Raw genomic sequence first — 26161 nt, forward strand, 5'->3', positions numbered from 1 at the left:
CCCCTTACACCGAAATCTGTTCGGGTGGATTATCCAGCAGACGCCTGAGACGCTGCATTGCGTCCTCGAATTGATCCAACGATACATGCCCGTTCATGGCAATGCGCACCGCATTGGGCGCGCGCCCGTCACGCAAAGCAAACTCATCGGCAGACCGCAGTTGAATTCCCTCTCGCTCGGCTGCGCGGCTGAACGCAGACGCTCGCCAACCAGAAGGCAAGTTCAGCCAGACAAAAGGTACATCTGAGGCCCAGTTCAGGTCGAACCCACCCAGGGCGTTTACGGCCACGCGCACATATTCCCCCATCCGGGTCCGGACATCTTTTGCGATTTGGCGCGTCCGCGGATCAGACAACATCAGCCGCGCCAGTTCGGCAAGCGGCTGAGCAAGGCCAAAATAGCCATATTCCGCTGAACGGCGCAGATCAACGCTGCGCTCGCGCGGCGCTATGGCAAACCCGACACGTAGTGCGGGCGTCAAAATCTTCGAGATCGACGACACATGCCATCCCCTTTCCGGCGCCAGGGCGCGATAGCTGGGCGCTCTTGCATCACCCATGCGGTAGCAGTCGTCCTCGATTATCTGGACGCCAAACCGCCGCGCGATTTCCACAACTTCTTTGCGGCGTTCCAGTGGCGTATGTGAGCCGGTCGGATTTTGAACCTCGGGTGAGACACATATGGCCTGCGCCGCCGACTGGCGAAGGACATGCTCCATAGCGTTGGGATCCACGCCCCATTTGTCCATCTTTACGCCAACGACCTCTGCACGCATCAACTCACCGGCGCGTCGGAACCCCGCGTATGACAGATCCTCAACCAGAACGATCGGCTTTGGTCCGCGTAATATTGTCTGAAATACAAGGCAAAGGCCGTTTTGTCCGCCGTGGGTCAGAACGATATCGTCCTGCGAAATTGGTCCCAATGGCAAATCGGAAAGCCAATCTACAACAGCCTGTCGCATAGGTTTATACGCATCGCGGGTTGGATAGTTCATAAACAGGCGTGGATCGGATTGTGCCACTTTCTGCATACATTCGCGGATCAGGGCCACCTGCCCCATATCGGCAAGCCTCGGGCTGAACAGGCTGACATTGGCTTCATATTTGTCATCTCTGAGATGAAGTTGCCGAGCCCAGACATCATCGAGCAGAGGCGCCTTGGGCGGGGCCACAAATGTACCACGTCCTACTTCGGCGCTGAGCAGACCTTCGTCTGTGAGTATCGTATAGGCGCGCGCAACGGTGCCCGGTGTGATTTGTAACCTATAGGCAAGTTCCCGCACCGGCGGCAGCTTTGTACCGACTTCCAAAAGATTGTTATCTATAGCTTTTCGAATTGTATCGGCGACCAGTGTATATTTTGGCCCTTTGGATTTAGGCAGTGACTCTGGCCAAATTGTATCCATTACAATTCTTCCTTTGATTGCAGCGCAATTCTGAATGTATCAATTGTTCATACCGAACATATTACGTTTGTGTCAATACAATTTGAAAGGAACCCCAAGATGACACGCGCAATGCACAACCCCGCCCTGATAGCGCTTAACGACAGCCCCCGGCTGCCGCTGATTGCCGCACTGGCCGTGCGGTTTGCGGCGACGGTCACAAAATGGGAGCGGCAACGCCGCAGCCGAATTAACTTGTCCAATCTCGATGACAGGCTGCTGAAGGATGTGGGCCTGACTAATTATCAGGCCAGACGAGAGATCGAACGCCCTTTTTGGCAGGGCTAGGTAATCCCCAGTCCCTATATGGGACCTCTTCCTTGGCCGGGTTTATCCCGGCCATTTTTTCACCCAAAAGCTGCCGCAGCTGACCCCTCTGGTGGTAAAGAATAGGTCATCGTTGCGCGAGCGACGGGTTTGTCTGACCCTTCCGAAAATATTAGAACGTCACCTACGGCAAGGGTTTTTCCTAGCTTCAGCAAGGTGCAGCGCGCAATCAAATCTGCATTTCCATCCGGTTTACGCATGAAGTCCATTGAACAACCGGTTGTCACGGCCAGAGACTGCTGGCCCCTGCGCGCCAGGATCAGTGCGTAAACGCTTACATCAGCTAATCCAAACATAGACGGCCCCGAGACGGTCCCACCGGGGCGCAAATGACGATCGCCAACGGCAAGTCTCATGACGATGGACTCTTCGGTCAGATCCTGGACCGAATAATCCTGACTGACCTGGGGGAAGATTTGGCTCATATAATCCTCCAGTTCCTCCCGATTCATTGCCAATGACATACTTCCCCTCCTGGATTTGCCGACCTAGAGTTGGCCTCACATCAGATCGGAGGGCAAGATGGGAATTCTGGAACGAAATGACGCAGACGCCGTAGCTAGGCTTACAATGAATGCGCCAGACCGACTCAACGCCCTAAGTGACGAAATGCTGGCTGCGCTGCAGACTGAACTTGATACTCTGCGCGAAGACAGTTCCATCCGGGCGGTGATCCTTTCTGGTAAAGGCAAAGCTTTTTGTGCGGGTCATGATCTGAAACAAATGACAGCTGGGCGCCAATCTGAAGACGGCGGCAAAGCCTATTTCCAGGACCTTTTCAATCGCTGTGCGAAAATGATGCTTTCGATTCAGTCGCTTCCGCAGCCGGTTATTGCCCAGGTGCACGGCATTGCTACGGCGGCCGGATGCCAGTTGGTTGCAACCTGCGATCTTGCTGTAGCTGCCGAAGGGACGCGGTTTGGCGTAAACGGTGTGAATATCGGGCTGTTCTGTTCGACTCCAATGGTTGCTCTTAGCCGAAACATTCCACGCAAACACGCCTTCGAGATGTTGACGACCGGAGATTTCATTCCGGCGTCACGAGCTGCTGAGCTGGGTCTTGTCAATCGCGTGGTGCCAGAAATGCTGTTGGAGCATGAGGCTGTTTCACTGGCGGAGCAGCTTGCCTCCAAACTGGGATCTGCCGTGAAAGTCGGAAAACAGGCCTTCTACCGCCAGTTGGATATGCCATTGGATCAGGCCTATTCCTATACCGGCGAGGTAATGGCTCAGAATATGATGCATCGGGATACCGAAGAAGGAATATCTGCATTTATCGGAAAAAGAGATCCAAATTGGAGCCAATAAGGAATTTGTCATGCATATTTTTCCGCAATGTCGCCATTTTTGGACTTTTCAAATGGGCGTTACTGTGGCAATGCTGAGACGAGGCTAAGGCCTTGAACACTTTTTGGGTCGCCGTGGGCGGAAGGTCCCTCCGAGCTGGTTTCTCTCACTGGCGCAGACATTCCCGCATCGGCGACCCCAAAAATCCCTTGAAAACATGATTTCCCGTGCGCCATCGCTGCTGTGTTGCGTTGCGATCTTCTGTGCCCTATGTGGCAGCTTATGACACAGAAATTGCATATCGTGGGCGGCGGCATGGCCGGGTCCGAGGCTGCCTGGCAGGCGGCGGAAATGGGCGTCGAGGTCGTGATTCACGAAATGCGCCCAAAAGTCGGAACTTTTGCGCATCAGACCGGCAACTTGGCCGAGATGGTCTGCTCGAACTCATTCCGGTCGGATGATGACGAACAGAACGCCGTTGGACTGCTGCATTGGGAAATGCGCGAGGCCGAAGGGTTGATCTTGAAAACGGCAGATGCGCACCGACTGCCGGCCGGGGGCGCATTGGCTGTGGATCGCGATCCGTTTGCGGAATCTGTGACGGCCAAGTTAAAGGCTCACCCCCTTGTCGAAATCACTGGCGAAGAAGTGACCGCCCTGCCCTCTGACGGCCAATGGATATTTGCCACCGGCCCTCTGACGTCTGCTGGATTGGGAGAAGCAATCCGCGCGGAAACCGGCGCCGAGTCGTTGGCGTTCTTTGATGCCATTGCACCAATCGTATATGCAGACAGCATCGACATGAGCAAAGCTTGGATGCAATCTCGGTATGACAAGGGTGAGACCGAAGAAGAACGCACCGCTTACCTGAATTGTCCGATGGACCGAGAACAGTACGACGCCTTCATCGACGCCCTGCTGGCCGCCGACAAGACCGAGTTCCATGAAGGAGAGACCGCAGGCTATTTCGATGGCTGTCTTCCGATAGAGGTTATGTCCGAGCGCGGTCGTGAAACGTTGCGCCACGGACCGATGAAGCCGGTCGGCCTGACGAACCCGCATCAGCCCGAGGTAAAGCCTCACGCGGTGGTTCAACTGCGCCGGGATAACGCGCTAGGAACATTGTTCAACATTGTCGGCTTTCAGACCAAGATGAAATACGGAGCCCAAACCGATGTGTTCCGCATGATTCCGGGGTTGGAGAATGCCAGTTTTGCGCGGCTGGGCGGTATTCATCGCAATACGTTCATCAACTCTCCGACATTGCTGGATTCCCAGATGCGACTGAAATCAAAGCCGAATATCAGGTTCGCTGGTCAGATTACCGGTGTCGAAGGTTATGTGGAAAGCGCCGCGATGGGTCTTTTGGCCGGACGTCTGGCTGCTGCCGAGATGTTGGGCCGTACCGTTCCCGAAGTTCCGCAGGACAGTGCCATGGGCGCTTTGATCCACCACATCACTGGCGGTGCCGAGGCAAAGACATTCCAGCCTATGAACGTGAATTTCGGTCTGTTCCGTCCTGTCGATGGGTTAAAAGGCGGTCGGCGTGGCCGAAAAGACCGCTACAAGGCCTATACTGACCGGGCCAAGGAAGAATGGACCAAGTGGTTGGCGCATTGGTGACTGGACGGGTCCGGCCCCGACGTCCTAACATATCGGTATGAGCGATAAATTCCTAAAGGATGTCTATGGGCTGGATTCGCCTCAGGCGACCAAAGCACATTATCAAAAATGGGCCTCGTCTTATGATGATGAGGTTGGGTCAAACGGTTATGCGACCCCGGGACGTATCGCCCGGGCTCTCTGGTCGCAATTACCTGAAACGAAAACCCCAATTCTGGACTATGGCTGCGGTACCGGTCTGTCGGGTGTCGCACTGAACGCGGTAGGATTTGAGGTCATCGACGGAATAGACCCCACCCCGCAGATGTTAGAGGGCGCTCTGACAAAGGGGGTTTATCGCAACCTAACCAGTTTCGACATCACAGATCCCAACCCTCTGCAAGCTGGCGCATATAAAGTAATCACAGCGATCGGAGTCATCGGCGTCGGCGCCGCACCGCCAGAGACACTGGATATGCTGATAAACGCATTGCCATCACACGGTCTTTTAGCTTTTTCTTATAATGATCATACGCTTGAAGATCACTGCTATACCGTTCGCCTAAGTGAGTGGCTGGATATGGGTGCAGCACGATTGCTGTTCCGGGAATATGGCCCGCACCTTCCGGGAATGGACATGAAGTCTGACGTTTATATTGTTGAAAAAGTGTGACTTTAGTAACCAGATTTGCCCCTTCGCCCACAGGACCACTGCATCTGGGCCACGCGTATTCGGCGATTTTGGCGCATGATTTTGCAAAGTCGAAGAATGGCCAGTTTTTGCTGAGGATCGAGGATATCGACCGATCTCGCTCGCGCCCGGAATGGGAAACTCAGATTTACGATGATTTGCATTGGCTTGGCCTGTTTTGGCCTGAACCGGTGCTGTGCCAATCCACGCGAACCGCAATCTATGATGCCGCGCTAGACGATCTGTGGTCGCGGGGGCTGCTGTACCCGTGCAGCTGCAACCGAAAAGACATCGCCAACGCGGCCAGCGCTCCCCAGGAAGGAGCCCCACTTCTTGGTCCGGACGGGATTATCTATCCGGGGACGTGTCGCACACGTTGGAAACAACAGGGTTCATCGGGTAAACCACGCCCGCTTAGTATTCCGTTGCGATTGGATATGGCCGAAGCTTTGCAACAAACATCCAGCCTGTTTCAGATCGATAAAAACACTGCATGGTTTCAAGAGATTGGAGAAGGTCCAGGCGCTGAATCCGGCGGTGTCCGGTTCACACAGGCAGAGATGTTGGAAACGGTTGGGGATGTCGTTCTGTCGCGCCGGGATATGGGCACGTCGTATCACTTGTCGGTCGTTCTGGATGACGCTGCACAAAAAGTTACGCATGTGGTTCGCGGTCAGGATCTGTTCGAAGCCACACGTATCCACGTTCTGCTGCAGGCGTTGTTGAATTTGCCGACACCCATCTACCTGCATCATCGCCTGATACGCGATCAGGCCGGCAAACGGCTGGCTAAACGCGACGATGCGCGTGCCATTGCCAAGTTTCGCGACGAAGGGGCGACGCCCGAAGATATTCGGGCGATGGTCGGGCTTTGACCGATCAGGCCATGGGGGCCATGAGTTCGACCTCGTCCCCGTCTCTGACCGCTGTGTAAAAGCACGACCGACGGTTGGTGTGGCAGGCCGGACCGGTCTGGCGCACAAAGACAAGCAGGCAATCCCGGTCGCAATCCACGCGGAGATCAACCAATTCCTGCACATGGCCCGAGCTTTCGCCCTTGATCCAGAATGACTGGCGCGAGCGGGACCAATAGGTAACGCGTCTGGTTTCAAGCGTCTTTTCAATGGCGCTCTGGTTCATCCAGGCCATCATTAATACCTCGCCCGTATTTTCGTCCTGAGCGATGGCCGGAATCAGCCCGGCCTCGTTGAATTTCAAACTCGATGCATCGAACGCGACTGAGGAAGACATGACAAAAACCTTTTGCATCCTGGTGGATGGCCACTATGTATTGGGAACATTCAACGAGGGAAAGCCATGTCCGGCGAGAATGACCTGATAAAGCTATACTCTGGCCGAATTCTGGCCCTTGCTGCTGACATTCCACATCTAAGCCGGCTTGATGACGCTGACGCTACGGTGAAAAAACGCTCGCCCCTATGCGGGTCGACCATCACGGTTGATGTCAAAGTTCAGGATGGCAGAATTTCAGAGTTCGGTCAGGACGTGAAAGCCTGCGCTTTGGGACAGGCCTCCGCTTCGGTTGTTGGCGGGGCAATCGTCGGAACAACGCGTGCCCAGGTCGAAAAGGCGCGCGAGCAACTGTCCGCGATGCTGAAAAAGGATGGATCGGCACCCGAGGCCCCATTTGATGGGCTAGAGGTTTTGATGCCCGCACGGGAATATAAGAACCGCCATGCCTCGATCCTGCTGGTTCTTGATGCAACCGCAGAGGCGTTTGAACAGGCGGAACGTGCAAATTGCGCCTAAACATGGTTTTGACGGGCGAAACGTTATAGCCTTTCGGAATAAACGAAGGGAATTCCAGTTTTGAACGGTTTACTTGAGCATTTTGTCACGCTTTGGGTTGTTATTGATCCTATTGGAACAATCCCGGTCTTCATCGCTGTTACTGCAGGGCTTGGGGCCGCCGCACGCCGCAAAATGGCGCTTGTGGCCTCGCTTATAAGCGCCGGGATTCTATTGTTTTTCCTGGTCTTCGGGCAACTGCTGATCGAGGCGCTGGATATCGGCCTGAACTCTTTTCAAGTCGCTGGCGGCATTATCCTTTTCCTGTTCGCGCTGACCATGATTTTTGGCGAGCCCAAACAGGAAGTCGAGCAGCGCGCTGCCGAGGACGACATCAAAGACGAACTCCACAAACACAACCCAGCGATCTTTCCTCTTGCCGTCCCCTCGCTTGCCTCACCAGGTGCGATGCTGGCCATCGTCATCTTGACCGATAACAACAGGTACAGTGTTGCTGATCAGGGGATCACGGCTTTGGTCATGCTGTCGGTTGTTGCGATTGCCTTTGTCCTGATGTTGCTGGCCGAACCGATCATTCGGCTGATCGGCCATTCAGGTGCCGCCATCATCAGCCGTGTCATGGGAATGATCCTGGCATCGGTCGCAGTGAACTCGGTTCTGTCGGCGTTGTTGGAAATTATGAAAACCGGTCAGCTCTAAAAAAAACCGCCGCACCTTTCGGGCGGAAAGGGCGGCGGCAGGTAATGCGTTTCTCATGTGGGGTCCGGATATCCGCGCGGGGCCGAGGCATGGCCCTTCAAGGGTATTGGGACAGGCAGGTCACCCTTGATTGAAATGGGGATGACAAGCGCGGCGTGATCGGCATGAGATCGCAGGCAGAAAGACTTAATACGTTCCGGGAAGATGAAGTGCGACCATAAGTATGACCACCAGTGCAACCGCACCTGCTGCGTCCTGCAGCAGCGTCGACTGGGAACGATTTAGGGTGGTCTTGATCTGGGTCAGCATATGGGTTCCTCCGGTCAGGGTTTTAATCCTTTGTTGACCTTTTGTTCTCATATTTTGCTGTCTTGGTAAAGAACTTTTTGAGAACATTTGTGAACTAATGTTCCTGTTTTCGTCTAACCAACTGATATCAAACGGATTGCCTGATCCTGTTTCATCAGCCACAAAAGAACACGAGCCGCCTTGCCCCTTTGCGTTTCAAGTTTGGCGTCCACGCCCAGCAGAGCCCTTGCGTCAGACTGCGCAACTGCCATCAAACCGGCCTGCCTTTCCAAATCGGCGATACGGAACTTCGGCAGACCTGACTGCGCAGTACCGATCAGATCGCCCGCTCCGCGCATTTGCAGGTCTGTCTCAGAGATTTTGAACCCGTCTTCGGTTTCGCGCAGAACTTCCAGCCTTTTGCGCCCCCCTTCGCCGAGGGGTGGCTGATACATCAGCAGACATGTCGAATCTGCCTCGCCTCGCCCAACACGACCGCGAAGCTGATGCAGCTGCGCCAGGCCAAAAATCTCGGCCCTTTCGATAACCATGATCGAGGCATTTGGAACATTCACGCCAACCTCGATTACCGTGGTCGCCACCAGAACTTTGGTTTGCCCCTGCTGAAATGCCTTCATCGCAGCGTCTTTGTCGGCGGGCGGCATTTGGCCGTGAACCAGCCCTACGACCCCGTCCCCCAAAATGGCACGCAGCCTTTTGAACCGTTCCTCGGCAGCGGTCAGATCCGATACTTCGGATTCATCGACAAGCGGGCAGACCCAATAGCACTGACGGCCCTCAGCAATAGCTTTTTGCAGATGCGAGACGACTTCTTGAATTCGTTCAGTGCTCACAACCGCTGTTTTGACAGGTTTTCGCCCCGGCGGCTTTTCATCAAGTACGGACACGTCCATGTCACCGTATTGAGTCAGGGCCAGACTGCGTGGGATCGGCGTTGCGGTCATGACCAGAACGTCCGCCCCCCTGCCTTTTTCCGACAGCTCCATGCGTTGACGGACCCCAAATCGGTGCTGTTCGTCGACGATTGCCAGCCGTAATTCCTGAAACGCGACATCGCTTTGAAATACGGCGTGAGTGCCGACCAAAATGTGAATATCCCCCCGTTGAAGCGCCAACAGCTTGGCACGCCGATCCGCCCCCTTGTCACGACCGGTCAGGATTTCCAGAACCACGCCCGCCTCTTCGGCGAGGGGGCGCAACCCTTCCAGATGCTGCTGAGCGAGTATCTCGGTTGGGGCCATCATGACGCCCTGCCCGCCCGCCTCGACCGCGACCAGTAGTGCCATGAACGCAACCAGAGTCTTGCCGGACCCAACATCCCCCTGAAGCAATCTGTTCATGCGCGTATCGGAGGCCATATCCCCTGCGATCTCTTGAATTGCGCGCTGTTGGGCGTTGGTGGGCTTGTATGGCAGGTTCGACAACACACGGGATTGCAGCTTGCCCGTACCAGCGCTGGCGATCCCCTTGACCCTGCGCTCTCGTTGGCGGGCCAATGCCAAGGTCAGTTGATGCGCGAACAGCTCATCATAGGCCAAACGCTCATGCGCTGGAGAAAAAGACGCTACATCATCCGCACCCTGCGGATTATGCGCTGCTTGTATAGCGCTCAGCCAGTCTGGCCAGTTCTCTTTTGCGACCTGCGCGGGATCAATCCATTCCGTCAATTCCGGCGAGAGTGCAACCGCGCTGCGCGCCGCCTTGAAGGCAGTTTTCTGGGTCAGCCCCTGGGTCAAATGATAGACAGGTTCAAACTCAGGGATATCCTTCGCATCCGCTGGCGGCAGCATGTGATCCGGGTGGACCATCTGAGCGATCCCGTCGAACAGCTCTAACTTGCCAGAAATCACCCTGCGCGCGCCCTGAGGGAGCACTTTTTGCAAGTAATCGCCGCGGGCATGAAAGAACACCAACTGAAATTCAGCCTGGCTGTCTTCAACATGGACACGATACGCACCGCCCTTGTTTCTAGGGGGGCGATGGATGCCAACGGTGACTTCTACGGTCAGCGTCGAGGGCAAATCGACGCCTTGAATGGTATCGCGCCTGCGCCGATCAATCACCGCATAAGGCAGCCCGAACAAGACGTCGCGCGGGGTCTCGACACCTGACTGCGCCAAGACCTGAGCCGTTTTCGGCCCCACGCCGTCAAGCGTTTCCAGCCGCGAAAACAGCGGGAACAGAGATTCGGGCCGACCACTCATTTGCCGTCGATCAGCTGCAACCAGCCATCTTCGTCGAGCGTCTCGATCCCAAATTCAGCCGCCTTTTTCGCCTTTGATCCAGCACCCGGTCCTGCAACCAAAAGATCGGTTTTCTTGCTGACCGACCCCGACACTTTGGCGCCCAATGCCTCGGCACGAGCCTTGGCCTCGGCGCGGGTCATCTTTTCAAGCGTTCCCGTAAAAACCACGGTCTTCCCCGCAACAGGGCTGCCCGAGGTATCGGGCCGTTTCGCGTCTTGGACATCAAGCTGAGCCACAAGATCGTCGATACTCTGCCGTTCGGCAGGTTGGGCGAAGGCTGAAACCAATGCGCGGGCCATAACCTCACCAACACCGTCAACGTTCAGCAGCTCATCCCATTCTGACCCGGTCTGACTATGCGCTATGGTAACCGCTTTTTCCAGCTCATCCCATGATCCGTAATGCGTTGCGATTAGGTTCGACGCTGCCTCGCCGACATGTCGAATGCCCAGTGCAAACAGTAACCGACCCAGTGGAATAACTCGTTTTTCATCAATCGCTTGCCACAGATTGGTGGCGCTTTGCGCCCCCCATCCCTTGCGATTAGCCAGCCTGTTCAGGTTCGCACTATCTCGTTGTTTCAGAGTAAAAATATCAGCCGGGGTACGAACTGGCAGATCGGGATCATCATAGAACATCTCAATCTGCTTTGCTCCAAACCCTTCGATGTCAAAGGCCTTGCGTGAGACGAAATGCTTCAATTTCTCAACGGCTTGCGCAGGGCAGATAACGCCGCCGGTACAGCGACGGACCGCGTCACCTTCCTCGCGGATCGCATCGCTGTGACATTCAGGGCATTTTTCCGGGAAGATGAACTTTTCGGCATCATCCGGGCGTTTCGAAATGTCGACATCGGCAACCTTCGGGATCACATCGCCGGCGCGATAAACCTGAACCCAGTCGCCGATCCGAATGTCTTTGCCTTCGCGTATCTCGCCGCCTTTTGCGTCTTTACCAGAAATGTAATCTTCGTTGTGCAACGTTGCATTCGACACGACCACTCCGCCGACAGTAACCGGATGCAGCCTGGCCACCGGGCTCAGCGCGCCGGTGCGGCCAACCTGAATGTCGATCGCTTCAAGACGGGTCCAGGCAAGCTCGGCCGGAAATTTATGCGCAATTGCCCAGCGGGGTGTGCTGGACCGGAACCCAAGCCGTGATTGCAGCGCAAGATCGTTTACCTTGTAGACCACACCATCAATGTCATATCCAAGCGTCGCGCGCTGCAGCTCGATGCTGCGATAGTGATCCAGAATCTGCTTTGTATCCGCGCATAAACGGGTTAGCGGGTTGGTTGAAAATCCGAATTCCTTCAGGCGCTGTATGGCTTCGTATTGGGTGCTTGCCAGAGGCTCAGACAGTTCCCCCCAGGCATAAGCAAAAAACTTGAGGGGACGAGAACTGGTAATTGCGGAATCCAACTGACGAAGGGATCCTGCGGCGGCATTTCGCGGGTTGGCGAAGGTTTTTTCGCATTTCTTGGACTGGCTCTCATTTAGACGATCAAAGTCGTCGTGAGACATATAGACCTCGCCACGAACCTCAAGGATGTCTGGCGCGCCGGTGATTACGTGTGGGATATCCGAAATAGTCAGCGCATTTGCGGTAACATTTTCCCCGACTTCTCCGTCTCCCCGCGTGGCCGCCTGGACAAGCCTACCCCTCTCATACCGAAGCGAAAGGGAGAGACCGTCGATCTTGGGCTCAGCCGTATAGCTCAAACCCGTCTCGTCATCCAACCCTAGATATTTTCGGACAGACCGATCGAAATCAGAGACGTCCTCGTCATGAAAAGCGTTGCCCAAAGACAGCATGCGCACGGCATGTGAAATCTTGGAGAACCCATCGGCAGGGCGGGCACCAACGATATCCGATGGGCTGTCAGATCGCTTGAGTTGCGGAAATCGCGACTCGATTTCTGAGTTTCTGAGTTTCAGCGCATCATAGTCGGCATCAGAAATCTCGGGGGCGTCTTTCTGGTGATACAATGCGTTCGCATGATGTAAAAGCCCAGCCAGCCGCGCCAGTTCATTGCGTGCCTGATCTTCCGTCAGGTCTGATACAGAAATGGAATTGCTCATGCCCTCGCCCCGTCAACTGTTCTTGGAGTTCAGTGATAGGGCGAGGGCATGGCTAGGTCCAGACGTGCTGTTCAGTGAACGAGGGTGTCGCCCCGGACCCTTGGCGACGTAAAACTTGCGCGCCTAGGCGCCAACCGCAATGCGAGGTTCGTCGACGCTGTTTTTCTGAGGATCGCGCAACACATATCCCCTGCCCCAGACGGTCTCGATATAATTTGCGCCGTCGGTGGCATTGCTAAGTTTTTTGCGCAATTTGCAGATAAAGACGTCAATGATCTTCAATTCGGGCTCATCCATTCCCCCATAGAGATGGTTAAGGAACATCTCTTTGGTCAGGGTTGTTCCCTTTCGAAGGCTCAGAAGTTCGAGCATTTGATATTCTTTGCCGGTCAGGTGAACGGCCTTGCCTTCCACTTCGACGGTTTTCGCATCCAGATTCACTGCAACGCGCCCGGTGTGGATTATGGATTGAGAATGCCCTTTTGAGCGGCGAATAATGGCGTGGATACGTGCAACCAATTCTTCTCTATGGAATGGTTTGGTCAGATAATCGTCAGCACCAAATCCGAAGCCTTTAATTTTACTTTCTGTATCGTCGGCCCCCGACAGGATCAGGATCGGCGTTCCCACCCGCGCAACCCGCAACTGGCGCAGCACTTCATGCCCGTTCATATCCGGAAGGTTGAGATCAAGGAGGATCAGGTCGTAATCGTAAAGTTTTGCGAGGTCGATCCCTTCTTCGCCTAAATCTGTCGCATATACGTTCAGATTGGCATGTGTCAGCATCAGTTCGATGCTTTTGGACGTGGTTGGATCATCCTCGACAAGAAGTATACGCATTTACTGCTCCAATTCAGCTCAATTTACCAATTAAAATCGAGCCTGCTCAAAAATGGTTAATCTGACGTTACCGTTGAATCATTTATTCATGCTCTCCTTTAGGTTGTCGATATTTTTTTATCGTAGTGACCTTTAATGCGTCCGTTCCGTGTTCTGCGACCGCAGAAACCCAGGAATTAAATTCTTCGTCGCTGAGGCCATATTGGTTTTTGGCTTCCGAAAGCGTAATCAATCCGTAAAGAACGCCACGGACTACAATCGCCTTACGGGATGCCACCCAGCGGGTTGTCTCTTTTGGCGGCAGATCAGCCCGGGATAAAACCGTTCCATCCGGCAGGGTTACCGACCTGGGCCCCTCTACTTTGTGCAAATACATCTTTCGGTCCTCTTCGTGCTGCGACAAAGCTGACACCATGCTACTTAATGTGTTGTGAAACCGCCCCTTGAGAGTATCTAGAATTTTCCTATATTCTGCCGGTCTTTCTTAACCCGTACTGGAACCGTCATGGCCCTCGACACCGAGACACCGCTGAACTCTCTTGGCTTTGCCAAGCCCCCGTCTGAAACACGGGTGGTTGTTGCCATGTCCGGAGGCGTGGACAGCTCGGTCGTGGCCGCGCATTTGGCGGATCAGGGGTATGACGTCATCGGCGTCACCCTGCAACTGTACGACCACGGTGCTGCCTTGGCCAAAAAGGGGGCCTGCTGTGCGGGTATCGACATTCACGATGCGCGCCGCGTGGCCGAGGAACGCGGGTTTCCGCATTACGTTCTGGATTATGAGAACATCTTCAAAGACGCCGTGATCGACGAATTCGCCGACAGCTATCTGGCCGGTGCGACGCCGGTTCCCTGCATTCGCTGTAACGAACGGGTGAAATTCAAGGATCTGCTGGAAACCGCCAAGGATCTTGAGGCTGATTGCATGGCCACCGGCCACTATATTCAGCGCAAGACAGGCCCCAACGGGCCGGAATTGCACAGCGCCGAGGATGCCAACCGCGATCAATCCTATTTCCTGTTCTCGACGACCCCGGAACAGCTGGATTTCCTGCGCTTTCCACTGGGCCACCTGCCCTCCAAGGACGCAACGCGCGAAATGGCTGCGCAATATGGGTTGGCTGTTGCCGACAAGCCCGACAGTCAGGACATCTGTTTCGTGCCCAACGGCAACTATGCCAGCGTCATCGAAAAGCTGCGCCCCGGCGCGGCGGAACCGGGTGAGATCGTTCATGCGGATGGTCGTGTGCTGGCCCAGCATAACGGGGTGATCCACTATACCATCGGTCAGCGCCGCGGGCTTGGCATTGGCGGCCTCAGCGACCCGCTTTACGTGGTGAAGCTTGATGTCGACAAGAAACAGGTTGTGGTTGGCCCCAAAGAGATGTTGGCCACCCGCACCATTCCGGTGCGTGAGATCAACTGGCTGGGCGATGAGCCGTTTACGTCACGCGATGAATGGCACGTCCTGGTCAAGGTTCGCTCGACCCGCCCCCCGCGTGAGGCCATCATCCGCCCGCTTTCGGACACTACGGCCGAAGTCGAATTGCTGACCCCGGAAGAAGGTGTGTCACCCGGTCAGGCCTGTGTTTTCTATGCGTCCGATAGCAGCCGTATCTTTGGCGGCGGCTGGATCTGGCGCGGATATTAAACTGCGTCAGTCCACGAGTTGCTAAGAATATAAAGGCCAGCGCAGATCATCACGTAAGGAACAAGCATCTCAAGCTTGCGCGCGATGCGACCACTGATGAGCGGAGATTTGGCGCCCAGCAGAGCCAGCGTGGCCAATCCTACCACGGCAAGCCCTGCGCCGAGGCCTCCGGCGATCCGAAACGTGGGTGTGGAATCCGCCAGTAACGGCGCCAGAACGGCCAAAGTGTCCATCGACAGGCTAGTAAACAGTAAGGTTGTCACCAAAATTGATGCTCCGGCTTCGAGATGCGCAGGAGTGTCGACGCCCTGCCCGCGCCATTGGCGGATGGCGGCCAGACAGCCCAGTGTCAGCGGGATCATCCCCAGATACCCGGCCCAGCCCGGTATTACGCCCTCGATCCCCATGGCGAACAGCAAGGACGCCGAAATCACCAAGCCCTGTGCGAACAGAAAGCCAAAGACGGCCCGCTTGTCCCCTGACACCAAGATCAGCGCCACCAAGGCGGCAAGATTATCCAGATTGGTCAGTATCAATGCCAGAAAGGCTGAAAAACCAAAGAGGATGAACTCGGCCATCAGGACGGCATTCTGGCCAACACGGCCTTTGCAGCTCTGAAACCAGGGGCGTCGCCGCCACGGCCAAGGCGCTCCATTGTCAGATCCATCGCGCTGCGCTGCGCGTCAGGTTTCAGGGCGACCTCGCGTAGCGCTACGGCAATCTTGTCCGGCAGGCAGTCATCCAGCAGGCATTCCGGGATGGAACGCGTTTCCGAGACAAGATTGACCAATGTAACCGTGTCCAGATTGACCATACGTACTGCCAGTTTCTGGGTCAGCCAGCTGAGGCGGTAGGCAATCACCATGGGTGTTGCCTGGGCTGCAAGTTCAAGCGACACGGTACCCGATGCCGCCAGAGCAAGGTTCGCTGCGGCAAAAGCTGCGCGTTTCTGCTGAACCGCCTCTTCGGTCGGAACATTGCGCGGGTCGATCACGACGGGATTGCCTGGCCATGTCTGCAGATGTTCGGTTACGGCCTCGACCATATGTGCAACCGCCGGAACAATAACCCGCGTACCCGGCCGGTCGGCTAGGAATTGCCCCAAGGCCTGACCGAATACAGGGGCCAGACGGTCAACCTCACCCTTGCGCGACCCCGGCAAGGCAAGAACCAGCGGAGCATCCCCAAGATCATAGGCGGCGCGAAACTCCTGGATATCGCGATCAGACGCGATGGGTTCGCTTGCAACCGGATGGCCAACAAAATCACATTCCATCCCGGCGCGTTCCATATAGGGCGGCTCAAACGGAAGCAACGCCAGCACATGGTCGATGACCTTGGCCATCTTATCCGCACGCCCCGGTCGCCAGGCCCAAACGCTGGGGGCCACATAGTGGACGGTTCGAGTATCGCTTGCTGCTTTGACCAACTTGGCAACGCGCAACGAGAAGTCCGGACTGTCGATGGTGATCAATACGTCAGGTTTGGTGTCCAGAACGGCCTGCGCTGTCTCAGATATCCGGCGCTTGAGGTGAAAGAATTTTGGCAATACCTCGATCAAGCCCATCACTGACAATTCGGACATCGGAAAGCGGCTGTTCAGACCCTGGGCCTGCATCAATGGTCCGCCGACCCCGTCGAATGTAACATCTGGGACAAGGGCACGTAGCCCTTCCATCAACGCGCCGCCCAATCGATCGCCCGAAGGTTCGCCGGCGACCAGAAACACCCGCATCAGTTGGTTCGCTCACGCACATAAAGGAACAAACCCAGGCGATCGCACTCAGCAATTACACGTTGTCGCTGCAATACAAGCACCCCGCCCTTTTCGATCACGATCCCGGACAAACCAGCTGCGACGGCGCTGGAAATGGTTTCAGGTCCAATAGCTGGCAGATCCGCGCGAAAGTCCTGATCAGGCTTTGGACCCTTGAAAAGCACCCCACCCCCCGCATCGGGCCGTTGAGTCAGAGACTCGAGCATCCATGCGGTGCCAAAAATTCCTTCGATCGCCAAAGCCTGCCCTTTGGAAACTGCACAGGCCTGGCCGATATCAGCTGCCCCCATGGCACGCAGGATACTGGATGCCCGATCCGCATCTGCGCGATCCGCGTCTGAGGGCTGTGCTTCTGTCAAACAACCAAGCGGAGGCAGCAGTTCAGGCGCAATCTCATGCGCGGCACGGACATTCAGGCCTGAGTTTTCGAATATCCCAATGACAGCCCGTAATGCGCCGTCATCGCCGGATTGAATCGCCTGCACCAGAATAGGCACCAACGGCATCGTCGCGGCATCAATGCGCGACGGGTCAACGGCGGGACGTTTAACCGCTCCGGCCATACAGATTTCAGTTACGCCACGGGTTTTGAGATCCGCGATGAATGATCCAAGCTGTTCCAGCGGGAAAACGATGTCAGCAGACAGAGTATCCGGGGCAAAGCCTTCCATCGCGCAGATCAAGGGCCGTTCAGCCAGACAGGAAACCACTTCGTCCGGCAACACACCTGTTCCCGCGATCAGTGCCAACATGATGTTACTTCCTCGGTGTCAGAAAGGACCGATCCGAATCGCCGGTTACGAAATTGACGATTTCGCGGACATATTCGCTTTCGGCATCTTCACCCAAGCGCTTGGCGCGGTCCATAAAAGTTCCGTCACCATCGGACAATTCGCGAAACGCTGCGCGTAAAGCTGAAATATCAGCTCGTGCGACACCACGCCGTTTGAGGCCAACAAGATTCAGGCCGTCCAGCTCGCCGCGAGGCGCTTGAACAAGCCCATAGGGAATCACGTCGTTGGGCACCATCGTCAGCGCGCCGATAATCGCCCCTCGGCCCACACGAACCCATTGATGCAAGCCCGAAATCCCGCCGACGATAACATCGTCTTCGATAATGCAATGTCCCGCGGCACCAGAATGGTTCACCATGATCACGCGATTGCCAATCTGAACGTCGTGAGCCACGTGAACACCAGCCATCAGCAAACAGTCATCGCCAATCCGGGTTACACCGCCACCGCCGTCTGTTCCAGAATTCACTGTTACATGTTCACGGATACGGTTTCGTTTGCCAATTTCCAGCCGCGTATCTTCACCGCCGAACTTAAGGTCTTGCGGGATTTCACCGATGACCGAAAAATTGAAGATTATGGTGTCTTCATCCACCTCGGTGTCACCAGTAACAACAACATGCGACTTCAGTTCTACCCGGTCTTTCAACCGCACCCTTGAACCAACAAAACAAAAAGGGCCGATGACACAGCCCTCTCCGATCTGAGCACCGTTTTCGATGATTGCGCTAGGGTGAATGCCACTCATGTTGTCTTTTCCATGTCCCAATCAACATAGGCTGAGAACTCAGCTTCGGCTGCGACCTCTCCATCAACCGTGGCCCTGCCAGAGAACTTGAAAATCTTGCCACCCTTCTTGCCGCGCACAGTTTCAACATGCATCTCGAGCACGTCACCGGGCACGACTTTGCGGCGGAACTTGCACTTGTCGATATTCATGAAATAGATCAACAAGTCGCTGTCGATGACATCCATCCCAACGCCAAGCATAACACCTGCGGTCTGCGCCATTGCTTCAACAATGGTCACACCAGGCATAATCGGTGTACCAGGAAAATGGCCCTGGAAATGCGGCTCGTTCATAGTGACGTTCTTGATGCCGACCGCTGACTGAAAGCCTGAAATCTCGACCACCTTGTCGACCAGCAGAAACGGATAGCGGTGCGGCAATATCCGTTGAATCAGCTGAATGTCGGCGCTTTTGGTGTCCGTGCTCATAGTTCTGATATCCTGTTCTGGATTTCTCTTTTCAATGTGGTTAGCAACACCGCGACCCGAGGGCAAGCAAACCTATTCGCCTGTACCTTCGTCAAGTGTTGTTCCATCACCAATGGCTGTATCAATTCGGGTGATGGCGGCATCTGTCACATCGGACAGATCCGAACTGAGAAACACGCTGGAGCGTTGAATAATGACAGAGGCGCCAGATTCGCGCAAAAGATCGATCAATACTGGGCGGGCGAGTTCAAAAAACATCTGTCGTGCATCTTCACTGCGACGCGCAAGGGCATCAAGCTTGGCGCGCTGCCCTTCTCGGTGGTTCTGAACCTTTCTGTCGAACGCCTCTGCGAGGGGACGAAATTCTTCAGCAGACAGAGAGGCGCGCTTTTCGGTGAGGTCCTTCTCCTCCGCGCTGAGCTCTGCAACGATCCGCTCGTTCTCGGCAGCCAGCAGAGCCCCTTCTGCTTCGATCTCACTGAGAATGCGACGTCCAAACGCCGAGTCAGAAAACAACCGTTCGCTGGAGATTGTCAGGACGCTGGCTTGTGTCACGCCAAGCTGCTGTCCGGTAACCGGTCCTGCCAGGGTTAAGGTCAGAAAAAGACACAGGGCCCGAATGGGGCCCTGCATATAGGTTCGAAGACTACCTCGCATCCGAGATCAGAACCTCGCCTGAATGGTCAGGTCGAAATTCTGTTCCTTGTCAAAGTCCTCTTTCTTGAGCGCTTGCGAAAAGTTAAAGCGCAGCGGGCCAAACGGTGTTTCCCATAGGACTGCAACACCCAGAACATGACGGATAGACCCATCCGCACCGACAATGTTGGCACCCGAAGTGTTTACATCGTCGATATTGTACAGGTTACCGAAATCATAGAACACGCCTCCGCGCAGGCCCAATTCTTCGGGCAAGCCCAGAGGAAAGTCCGATTCCAGACGCGCGACCCAATAGTAATTCCCGCCGATAGCGTCATCCTGACCATTTGACAGATCCCGTGGCCCCAAACCGGCTGGCTCGAACCCGCGGAATTTATTGGGGCCCAACACAAAGCGATCCAACGTCCGGCTGAAATCGTTGCCAGTCCAGTGCATTGCACCCATTTCAAGCGATGCACGAAGAACGACTTCTTCACTCAGAACGCGTGTTTGGGCAATCCCGCGTGCGCTGGTTTTGTAGAACTTGTTGTCCCCACCCAGCCCAGCGGCATCCAGGCCAACCTCAAACAGAACACCGGCATTGGGGTTAAGCCCACCAAGGCGGCTGTCATATACATAGGACACACCCAGAGAACTTGTCGTGCGTTCACCCTGATCAATCTCAGAGGCGATGACCGCGCCGTTTGCCTCGTTGTCCTGCTGCTTCATCTCGCTGTTTTCCCAGGCATAGCGAACGCGCAACGAAGAAAGCTCTCCGATCGCATAGCTCAACTGAGGGTTAAAGAACACACGCTCGGTGTTATAGCTGGCAAAACTGGAGTCGGTCGACGCCAAACCCAGACCAAGATCAAAGCGAAGCTTGCGGCCCAAAAGATAGGGTTCGGTGAAATTCAGGGAGTACTCTTCTGAATCCTGAGCGGTCGAAATCGTAACCCCGACGGTCTGTCCACGGCCTAGGAAGTTTGACTCACTTAGGCCGATTGCAATGCCGAAACCGTCAGAGATCGAGTAGCTACCACCGAGGCTGAGCGAGCCTGTTGGCTGTTCTTCGACGTCGACATCCACGATCACTTGGCTGGGCGTCGAACCCTCGCGCGGTTCAACATCAGCGACAGCGAAATAGCCCAATGCCCGGATACGTTCAGCCGCCTGCCGAATTTCTCGCGGGTTGAACGGGTCACCCTCGACGGTGTCGAATTGACGACGGATCACGCGGTCAAGCGTTGTGGTGTTGCCCTCGATGTCGATACGCTCGACAAAGATACGCGGTCCTTTGGTCAGAACGAATTCAACATCCAGCGTCAAATCACGTGCATTGCGCGTGACGCGCGGCTCAACCCGCAGAAAGTCCACCCCTTGCCGAATGCCCAGACGCTCTTGCCTGGCGATAGAGTTTTCGACCAGTGAAGGAGAATAGGTGACACCCGGCTTGATCTTGAGTGCGGCCTGATACTCTGCCGCATCAACACCGGGTATTTCGCTTACGGTGGTGATCTTGCCGAATGAGAATTTCTGACCTTCAGTTACATTCATCACCAGGAAAAACGCGTCGCGCTCACGTGTGAATTCAACATTGGCGCTGTTGACGCGGAAATCGACATAGCCACGCGACAAGTAGAAATCACGGATGACTTGTTTGTCGAACTCGATCCGGTCAGCGATAAAAGTATCGCCCCGCAGGAACGTGCGCAGGAAATTGGCTTGCTTGGTTTCAAGCACACGGCGCAGACGCCGGTCGGAATAAGCCCGGTTGCCAACAAAGCTTACGCGCTCAACCTCGATCGTCGTACCTTCGGAGATTTCAAAAACGAGGTCTACCCGATTGTCGCTGCGGCGGATGATTCTGGGGATGACGGTTGCTGCAACACGTCCTTGAGCCAAATAGATTTCGGCAATCATGTCTGCGTCAGCTTCAGCGACCTGAGGCGTAAAGACCCGGCGGGGTTGAGACGAAACGGCATTGAGCAACAGCTCATCCTTGAGCCTCTTGTTACCCTCGATGCTGATCTGGTTGATCGTCGGATATTCCTGAACTTTGATGACCAAAGTGCTGCCACGAGGGGTCAAATCGACTGTTTCAAAAACACCACTGTCAAGCAGCCGTTGGAAGGCATCGTTGAGTTGTCCAGCTGTCACCGTCTGCCCAGGTTCGATTCCCGAACGTGCAATGATTGTCGATGTCTCGATGCGCCTGTTCCCCTCAACTTCGAACGAGTTGATGGTGTAGCTTTGCGCCTGAGCAGCCTGCGGCAGTGACAGCAAACTAACTGTGGCAAATAAGAAAAAGAATGTTAGGGCCTGCCACAAAATCTTGTTTACCGGCTTTTGCCCCCCGCAGGATGTGCCTGCGCCTCGCCTGTCGGTCATATTTTTCTCTACCCAGAATTTTAAGACTTTAAAGCTGAGTAACGGGATTGTCTGGCCTTGTCAAAAGCCGAAAAACAGAAAGCGGCCCATTGGGCCGCTGTTCAGCAAATAAAAAGAAAGGAACAGAATCACATGGTGATCAGATAAGCGCATCCACCCATAGCCAACGCAGTCGCGCCGAAAAACAAGATCGAGTCCCAGTTCAGCGCAAGCAGGAAGCTAAAGCTGCGATATGATTTTTTGATAGCATTCGCCATGATCGCCTCTGACAGACAAAATTATGAAACGAACACATCCTATGAGGGAATTGGGGCGGAATTGCGACTAGATTGTGCAAGCTCCGCCCAAATCAACAGAACAGGTCATTTGAGACGGAAAACAGCATCAGAGCCAGAATGATTGACACGCCGATGCCCATCAAAATCCGCAGCGCTTTGTCGCTGGGTGGTTTCCCGGAGATGGCCTCATATGCGTAAAATACCAAGTGTCCTCCATCCAAAGCCGGAATCGGAAACAGGTTCAGCAAACCGACAGCAGTTGACAGAACGGCGATAAAGAAGATGAAGTTCTGCGCCCCCTGGCTGGCCATCGCACCCGAGGTTTCGGCGATTCCGATCGGGCCGGACATGTTACAGGTGCTGATCGCTCCGGTCACCATGTGCCAGATACCTGAAAGAGACCCGTCAATGATACGCAATGTTTGTCGCACACCGCCGCCAAGAGATGTCAGGATGCCCGCCCTTTCGGTTGCAGGTTCTAGCATCATGCCGCCGACGATCCCGATCCTCCAATGCGTTACAAAACCACCATCAGACTGCGGCTCATCCGTGCGGCGTGGAGCGAGGGCAAACTCCAGTTCAGCTCCGTCACGCCAGACATTCAACAGCAGTGGCCGCCCATCAGAGCCTTCCACGTGGTCCTTGAGCTGTTCAAAGGCATAAACCGGGTCGCCATTAACCGCTGTTATGACATCCCCCTGTGCCAAGCTGATATCCATTGCTGCGCTGCGCGGAACAACCTGTTGAATCAGGGGGGGGAACAGCCAAGGTGCGGAAACGTCCAATGTGTCACCGTCACGAAGAACTGTGTAATCAAGTACGGGGTCAACGGGCAAAGAGTCTACGAACTCGCTCCACGATCCTTCTTGCTCGAAATCTGGCAGGTCAATACCTGCAATCGCGTGGATTTCATCACCTTCACGCAGCTCTTGCACTGTCCCCGGCAGAGGATGCAGAGACCCAACGGTCAGAGGGTCTCTGGTTGCGCCTTGCGTAAAGAAAATTAGGGCAAAGACCAGTATCGACATTGCGAAATTAAAGATTGGCCCTGCCGCAACAGTTGCCGTCCTGGCCCAAAGTGGCGCGCCATGCATTGTGCGGCGCAGCTCCTCCGGGCTTTGCTCAGAAATTTCAGACATTGCGGCTTCGTCTTTGCCGGATGCTGCATTGGCATCACCCAGAAACTTGACATACCCGCCGAATGGAAGCGCTGCGATCTGCCAGCGCGTTCCTCTTTTGTCGATACGGCTCCAGAGTACGGGACCGAAACCGATTGAGAACACTTCGGCGTAGATGCCGGACCAACGGCCAACAATGTAATGCCCGTATTCATGTACGGCTACGATGGCGGATAACGCGATCACAAAGGCGAATATGGTGTAAATCAAATTGCCGAATTGTGGGATCAGTGAGAGTACGTCCAAATTATTTTCCTGCTCGTTGCGCAACGGCGTTATCGACCCATATACGTGCCAGATGGTCGGTTTGCAGCACGTTATCAAGGGTCATTGGGGCGTCAATATGGTTGTCTTGTGCATCGAAACGATCCAAGACGGCGGCCACGATGTCTGCCATATCAAGAAAACCAATGCGACCTGCAATGAAATGGTCGAGTGCACATTCTTTGGCTCCGTTGAAAACCGCTCCGGACAGCCCGCCCCGCTCCATGACTTCGCGTGCTAACCGCAAAGCCGGATATCGGTTTTCGTCTGGTTCCTGAAATCGCAACTGTCCCAGCTTTGCAAGGTTCAGCCTTTCGACCGGAAGGGTCTGACGTTTTGGCCAATTCAGGGCGTATCCGATCGCGTGGCGCATATCTGGCGCGCCCATATGGGCCATAACCGCGCCATCGTTAAACCCGACCATCGCATGAACGATGGATTCCGGATGCACAATCACTTCGATCATATCCGGGGATATGCCGAAGAATTCGCGTGTTTCGATCACCTCGAGCGCCTTGTTGAACATCGAAGCGCTATCAATCGTGATCCGCTGCCCCATATTCCAGTTCGGGTGGCTCGAGGCCTGCTCAACCGTGGCTGAGGCCAATTTGCTCATTGGCCAATCACGGAAAGCGCCGCCGCTGGCAGTGATGATGATACGCTCGACCGATGCCATATCTTCACCGACCAGAGCTTGAAAAACGGCAGAATGTTCGCTGTCCACCGGCAGCAATCGGGCATTGTGCTTTCGGGCAGTATCCAGAACCAAAGTACCCGCGCAGACAAGCGTTTCTTTATTCGCCAAAGCCAGCGTCGCGCCCTGTTCAAGCGCCGTCAGCCCTGGTTGCAACCCCGCAGCCCCAACGATGGCAGACATGACCCAGTCAGCCGGTCGCGCCGCAGCTTCGGCCAGAGCATTCGCGCCGGCGGCGACCTCGACATCAGAACCGGCCAAGGCCGCTCGCAGGTCCTCAAGCCGGTCTGGGTGGGCTGTAATCGCGATATCCGCATTCAAACGTTTGGCGTCACGTGCAAGTTGTTCGATATTGGCTCCACCAGTCAGGGCGACAACATCATACGCTGATGGATTTCGGTCAATCAGATCTATCGTGTTTTGCCCGATAGAACCCGTCGCTCCAAAAACAGAGATTTTGCGCATCACATGGCTCCGGGGGAAAAAATCAACCCCACAAGCAGAACGAACAGAGCGGCCCCCATCATCCCATCGAATCGATCAAGGAAGCCGCCATGGCCGGGAATCAGGTTCGAACTGTCCTTGACGCCGAATTTTCGTTTGGCCGCGCTTTCGACAATATCGCCGGCCTGGCTGGCCATTGACGCCAGAACCGAGATCACGATGAACCAAGTTCCGAAGCCGCCGTAAGCCGCAAAGGCTAAGCCAACAATGGCAGCCGCTACCCAGCCTCCTGCTGTTCCCGACCACGTCTTTTTCGGGCTGACTCGTGGCCAGAATTTTGGCCCACCCAATGCCTTTCCGACAAAATATCCGGCGACATCCGTAGCAACGACGACCGATATCAGCCAGACCATCCAGACAAATCCCATATTCGTCCGGATTGAGATAAAGCCCAGCCCCGCGGCCGCGATCCACAGCGCGAAGAGAGTATAGATACCCCGGTACCGGCTGACCTGCCCTGCCCCGACCAGTGCCGGAGCAAGCAAGAAGGGAAGTTTATAGAGTGCCGGAAGATGGTAACTCAGCACCACCGCAAAACCGGTCAATATGGCAAGCTGGATCGCAACAGCTTTCCTGCCCGGGTCGATCATACGGACCAGTTCCCAGGTCATCAGCCCGCAAGCAATGGAAATGAAGGCTTCGAACCACAGACCGCCCAGCCAGACCTCGACAGCGCCAACGGCAACAAGGACACCCGCCGACAATACGCGGGCAGTCAGGTCGGACCAGCGCCCGTCACTCATGCCGGTACAGCTCCGAACCGTCGGTCTCGGCTGCCATAGCTCAGGCACAGGCGCTCAAGCTCTGCCGCAGTGAAGTCTGGCCAGAGCGTGTCGATGAATTCGTATTCCGAATAGGCGGATTGCCATAACAGAAAATTGGAAATACGAGCCTCGCCGCTGGTTCGGATCACCAGATCAGGATCGGGAAGAACATGTGTGTCCAGATATTTCGGCAGCGTTTCTTCGTCTACATCATCAGGATGCAAGCGCCCGTCAGCGACATCCTGTGCCAGACGTTTGGTAGCCCGCGCGACTTCATCCCGACCGCCATAGTTCAACGCAATGGTCAGGTGAACCAGATCATTTCCCTCGGTCTCGGCCTCAAGCGTATCCATCAATTCGATCAGTTTGGCATCCAACTTGACCCTGTCACCGATGAAACGCACCCGAACACCCGAGTCTCGGAGCGTCCGGGTTTCCTTGATAATATAGCGCCGAAACAAGCTCATCAGACCGGCAACTTCGACCTGAGTGCGTTTCCAGTTCTCGGTCGAAAACGCAAAAACAGTCAGATATTTGATACCAAGCCTCGGGCAGGCCTCGACCACATCGCGCACACGTCTTGCCCCGGCGTGGTGGCCAAACAGGCGAGGTCGCCCGCGGGCCTGCGCCCAGCGACCATTGCCATCCATGATGATCGCGACATGCTGGGGCCCTCTTTCGGGCATGGTATGCGAGGAAGAGGGCATCACCCGGTC

Annotated in this window: 28 protein-coding genes; 8 read left to right on the forward strand and 20 right to left on the reverse strand. The window is 55.2% G+C overall.

Features of this window, described 5'->3' with window-relative positions:
• Nucleotides 1-4 precede the first annotated feature (4 nt).
• Nucleotides 5-1408, reverse strand: coding sequence for an aminotransferase-like domain-containing protein (locus FN806_RS02995; RefSeq protein ID WP_142633868.1), 1404 nt, complete (start codon nt 1406-1408; stop codon nt 5-7).
• 99 nt (nt 1409-1507) lie between these two features.
• Between FN806_RS02995 and FN806_RS03000 the strand changes: the two genes are divergently transcribed.
• A complete protein-coding gene (locus FN806_RS03000; RefSeq protein ID WP_142633870.1) occupies nt 1508-1735 on the forward strand; it encodes a DUF1127 domain-containing protein in 228 nt (75 codons plus the stop codon).
• Between the two features lie 59 nt (nt 1736-1794).
• Here FN806_RS03000 and FN806_RS03005 read toward each other — a convergent pair whose 3' ends face one another.
• The gene (locus FN806_RS03005; RefSeq protein ID WP_142633872.1) at nt 1795-2238 is read right to left on the reverse strand and encodes a PaaI family thioesterase; all 444 of its coding nucleotides are present in this window, start codon (nt 2236-2238) and stop codon (nt 1795-1797) included.
• A 58-nt stretch (nt 2239-2296) separates the two neighbouring features.
• On the opposite strand from FN806_RS03005, the gene FN806_RS03010 reads away from it, so the two are divergent.
• From FN806_RS03010 to gluQRS, 4 genes are all read left to right on the forward strand, one after another.
• A complete protein-coding gene (locus FN806_RS03010; protein ID WP_142633874.1) occupies nt 2297-3082 on the forward strand; it encodes an enoyl-CoA hydratase in 786 nt (261 codons plus the stop codon).
• A 261-nt stretch (nt 3083-3343) separates the two neighbouring features.
• The gene (trmFO, locus tag FN806_RS03015) at nt 3344-4684 is read left to right on the forward strand and encodes a methylenetetrahydrofolate--tRNA-(uracil(54)-C(5))-methyltransferase (FADH(2)-oxidizing) TrmFO (protein ID WP_142633876.1); all 1341 of its coding nucleotides are present in this window, start codon (nt 3344-3346) and stop codon (nt 4682-4684) included.
• Nucleotides 4685-4721: 37 nt separating this feature from the next.
• The gene (locus FN806_RS03020; RefSeq protein WP_142633878.1) at nt 4722-5336 is read left to right on the forward strand and encodes a class I SAM-dependent DNA methyltransferase; all 615 of its coding nucleotides are present in this window, start codon (nt 4722-4724) and stop codon (nt 5334-5336) included.
• The gene (gene gluQRS, locus FN806_RS03025; RefSeq protein WP_142633880.1) at nt 5333-6229 is read left to right on the forward strand and encodes a tRNA glutamyl-Q(34) synthetase GluQRS; all 897 of its coding nucleotides are present in this window, start codon (nt 5333-5335) and stop codon (nt 6227-6229) included. Before FN806_RS03020 ends, gluQRS begins: the two co-directional genes overlap by 4 nt.
• A 4-nt stretch (nt 6230-6233) precedes the next feature.
• Here the strand turns inward: gluQRS and hisI are convergent, their stop codons facing one another.
• Nucleotides 6234-6623 (reverse strand): phosphoribosyl-AMP cyclohydrolase, encoded by a 390-nt coding sequence (gene hisI / locus FN806_RS03030; RefSeq protein ID WP_142633882.1) that lies wholly within the window; start codon nt 6621-6623, stop codon nt 6234-6236.
• A gap of 48 nt (nt 6624-6671) precedes the next feature.
• Between hisI and FN806_RS03035 the strand changes: the two genes are divergently transcribed.
• Both FN806_RS03035 and FN806_RS03040 read left to right on the forward strand, forming a co-directional pair.
• Nucleotides 6672-7124 (forward strand): iron-sulfur cluster assembly scaffold protein, encoded by a 453-nt coding sequence (locus tag FN806_RS03035; protein WP_142633884.1) that lies wholly within the window; start codon nt 6672-6674, stop codon nt 7122-7124.
• A 60-nt stretch (nt 7125-7184) separates the two neighbouring features.
• Nucleotides 7185-7823, forward strand: coding sequence for a MarC family protein (locus tag FN806_RS03040; protein ID WP_142633886.1), 639 nt, complete (start codon nt 7185-7187; stop codon nt 7821-7823).
• Between the two features lie 186 nt (nt 7824-8009).
• Here the strand turns inward: FN806_RS03040 and FN806_RS03045 are convergent, their stop codons facing one another.
• The 5 genes from FN806_RS03045 to sciP all read right to left on the reverse strand — a co-directional run bounded on the left by FN806_RS03045 (nt 8010) and on the right by sciP (nt 13675).
• Nucleotides 8010-8294 carry a hypothetical protein gene (locus FN806_RS03045; RefSeq protein WP_142633888.1) on the reverse strand — a complete coding sequence of 95 codons (285 nt, stop codon included), beginning with the start codon at nt 8292-8294 and terminating at the stop codon, nt 8010-8012.
• Nucleotides 8246-10336, reverse strand: coding sequence for an ATP-dependent DNA helicase RecG (gene recG, locus FN806_RS03050; protein ID WP_142633890.1), 2091 nt, complete (start codon nt 10334-10336; stop codon nt 8246-8248). The genes FN806_RS03045 and recG overlap by 49 nt, the downstream gene beginning before the upstream one ends.
• Nucleotides 10333-12459, reverse strand: coding sequence for an NAD-dependent DNA ligase LigA (ligA, locus tag FN806_RS03055; RefSeq protein ID WP_142633892.1), 2127 nt, complete (start codon nt 12457-12459; stop codon nt 10333-10335). Before ligA ends, recG begins: the two co-directional genes overlap by 4 nt.
• Before the next feature lie 123 nt (nt 12460-12582).
• Nucleotides 12583-13299 carry a response regulator transcription factor CtrA gene (ctrA, locus tag FN806_RS03060; protein WP_142633894.1) on the reverse strand — a complete coding sequence of 239 codons (717 nt, stop codon included), beginning with the start codon at nt 13297-13299 and terminating at the stop codon, nt 12583-12585.
• Between the two features lie 82 nt (nt 13300-13381).
• Nucleotides 13382-13675 (reverse strand): CtrA inhibitor SciP, encoded by a 294-nt coding sequence (sciP, locus tag FN806_RS03065; protein ID WP_142633896.1) that lies wholly within the window; start codon nt 13673-13675, stop codon nt 13382-13384.
• Nucleotides 13676-13804: 129 nt separating this feature from the next.
• On the opposite strand from sciP, the gene mnmA reads away from it, so the two are divergent.
• Complete coding sequence (gene mnmA, locus FN806_RS03070) at nt 13805-14950, forward strand: tRNA 2-thiouridine(34) synthase MnmA (protein WP_142633898.1); 1146 nt, start codon at nt 13805-13807, stop codon at nt 14948-14950.
• On the opposite strand, the gene FN806_RS03075 is transcribed toward mnmA, so the two are convergent.
• From FN806_RS03075 to FN806_RS03125, 12 genes are all read right to left on the reverse strand, one after another.
• On the reverse strand, nt 14947-15528 hold the full coding sequence (locus tag FN806_RS03075) for a cadmium resistance transporter (RefSeq protein WP_142633900.1): 582 nt from the start codon (nt 15526-15528) through the stop codon (nt 14947-14949). The two genes, mnmA and FN806_RS03075, sit on opposite strands and share 4 nt — an antisense overlap.
• Nucleotides 15528-16685 (reverse strand): lipid-A-disaccharide synthase, encoded by a 1158-nt coding sequence (gene lpxB / locus FN806_RS03080; RefSeq protein WP_142633901.1) that lies wholly within the window; start codon nt 16683-16685, stop codon nt 15528-15530. The genes FN806_RS03075 and lpxB overlap by 1 nt, the downstream gene beginning before the upstream one ends.
• Complete coding sequence (locus tag FN806_RS03085; protein ID WP_142633903.1) at nt 16685-17479, reverse strand: LpxI family protein; 795 nt, start codon at nt 17477-17479, stop codon at nt 16685-16687. Before FN806_RS03085 ends, lpxB begins: the two co-directional genes overlap by 1 nt.
• A gap of 4 nt (nt 17480-17483) precedes the next feature.
• A complete protein-coding gene (gene lpxA, locus FN806_RS03090) occupies nt 17484-18269 on the reverse strand; it encodes an acyl-ACP--UDP-N-acetylglucosamine O-acyltransferase (RefSeq protein ID WP_142633905.1) in 786 nt (261 codons plus the stop codon).
• Nucleotides 18266-18739: a 3-hydroxyacyl-ACP dehydratase FabZ gene (gene fabZ / locus FN806_RS03095; RefSeq protein WP_142633907.1), complete on the reverse strand. Its 474-nt coding sequence runs from the start codon at nt 18737-18739 to the stop codon at nt 18266-18268. Before fabZ ends, lpxA begins: the two co-directional genes overlap by 4 nt.
• Before the next feature lie 72 nt (nt 18740-18811).
• A complete protein-coding gene (locus tag FN806_RS03100; RefSeq protein ID WP_246097131.1) occupies nt 18812-19294 on the reverse strand; it encodes an OmpH family outer membrane protein in 483 nt (160 codons plus the stop codon).
• A 108-nt stretch (nt 19295-19402) separates the two neighbouring features.
• A complete protein-coding gene (gene bamA, locus FN806_RS03105) occupies nt 19403-21763 on the reverse strand; it encodes an outer membrane protein assembly factor BamA (protein ID WP_142633911.1) in 2361 nt (786 codons plus the stop codon).
• Nucleotides 21764-21891: 128 nt separating this feature from the next.
• Nucleotides 21892-22020 carry a hypothetical protein gene (locus FN806_RS20720; RefSeq protein ID WP_271947040.1) on the reverse strand — a complete coding sequence of 43 codons (129 nt, stop codon included), beginning with the start codon at nt 22018-22020 and terminating at the stop codon, nt 21892-21894.
• Nucleotides 22021-22112: 92 nt separating this feature from the next.
• Nucleotides 22113-23465, reverse strand: a complete 1353-nt coding sequence (gene rseP, locus FN806_RS03110; RefSeq protein ID WP_142633913.1) for an RIP metalloprotease RseP — start codon at nt 23463-23465, stop codon at nt 22113-22115.
• Between the two features lies 1 nt (nt 23466).
• Nucleotides 23467-24642 carry a 1-deoxy-D-xylulose-5-phosphate reductoisomerase gene (gene dxr / locus FN806_RS03115; RefSeq protein ID WP_142633915.1) on the reverse strand — a complete coding sequence of 392 codons (1176 nt, stop codon included), beginning with the start codon at nt 24640-24642 and terminating at the stop codon, nt 23467-23469.
• A complete protein-coding gene (locus FN806_RS03120; RefSeq protein ID WP_142633917.1) occupies nt 24642-25424 on the reverse strand; it encodes a phosphatidate cytidylyltransferase in 783 nt (260 codons plus the stop codon). The genes dxr and FN806_RS03120 overlap by 1 nt, the downstream gene beginning before the upstream one ends.
• Complete coding sequence (locus FN806_RS03125; RefSeq protein ID WP_142633919.1) at nt 25421-26152, reverse strand: undecaprenyl pyrophosphate synthase; 732 nt, start codon at nt 26150-26152, stop codon at nt 25421-25423. The genes FN806_RS03120 and FN806_RS03125 overlap by 4 nt, the downstream gene beginning before the upstream one ends.
• Nucleotides 26153-26161 lie beyond the last annotated feature (9 nt).

The organism is Ruegeria faecimaris, from assembly GCF_900182615.1.
Lineage (GTDB): Bacteria > Pseudomonadota > Alphaproteobacteria > Rhodobacterales > Rhodobacteraceae > Ruegeria > Ruegeria faecimaris.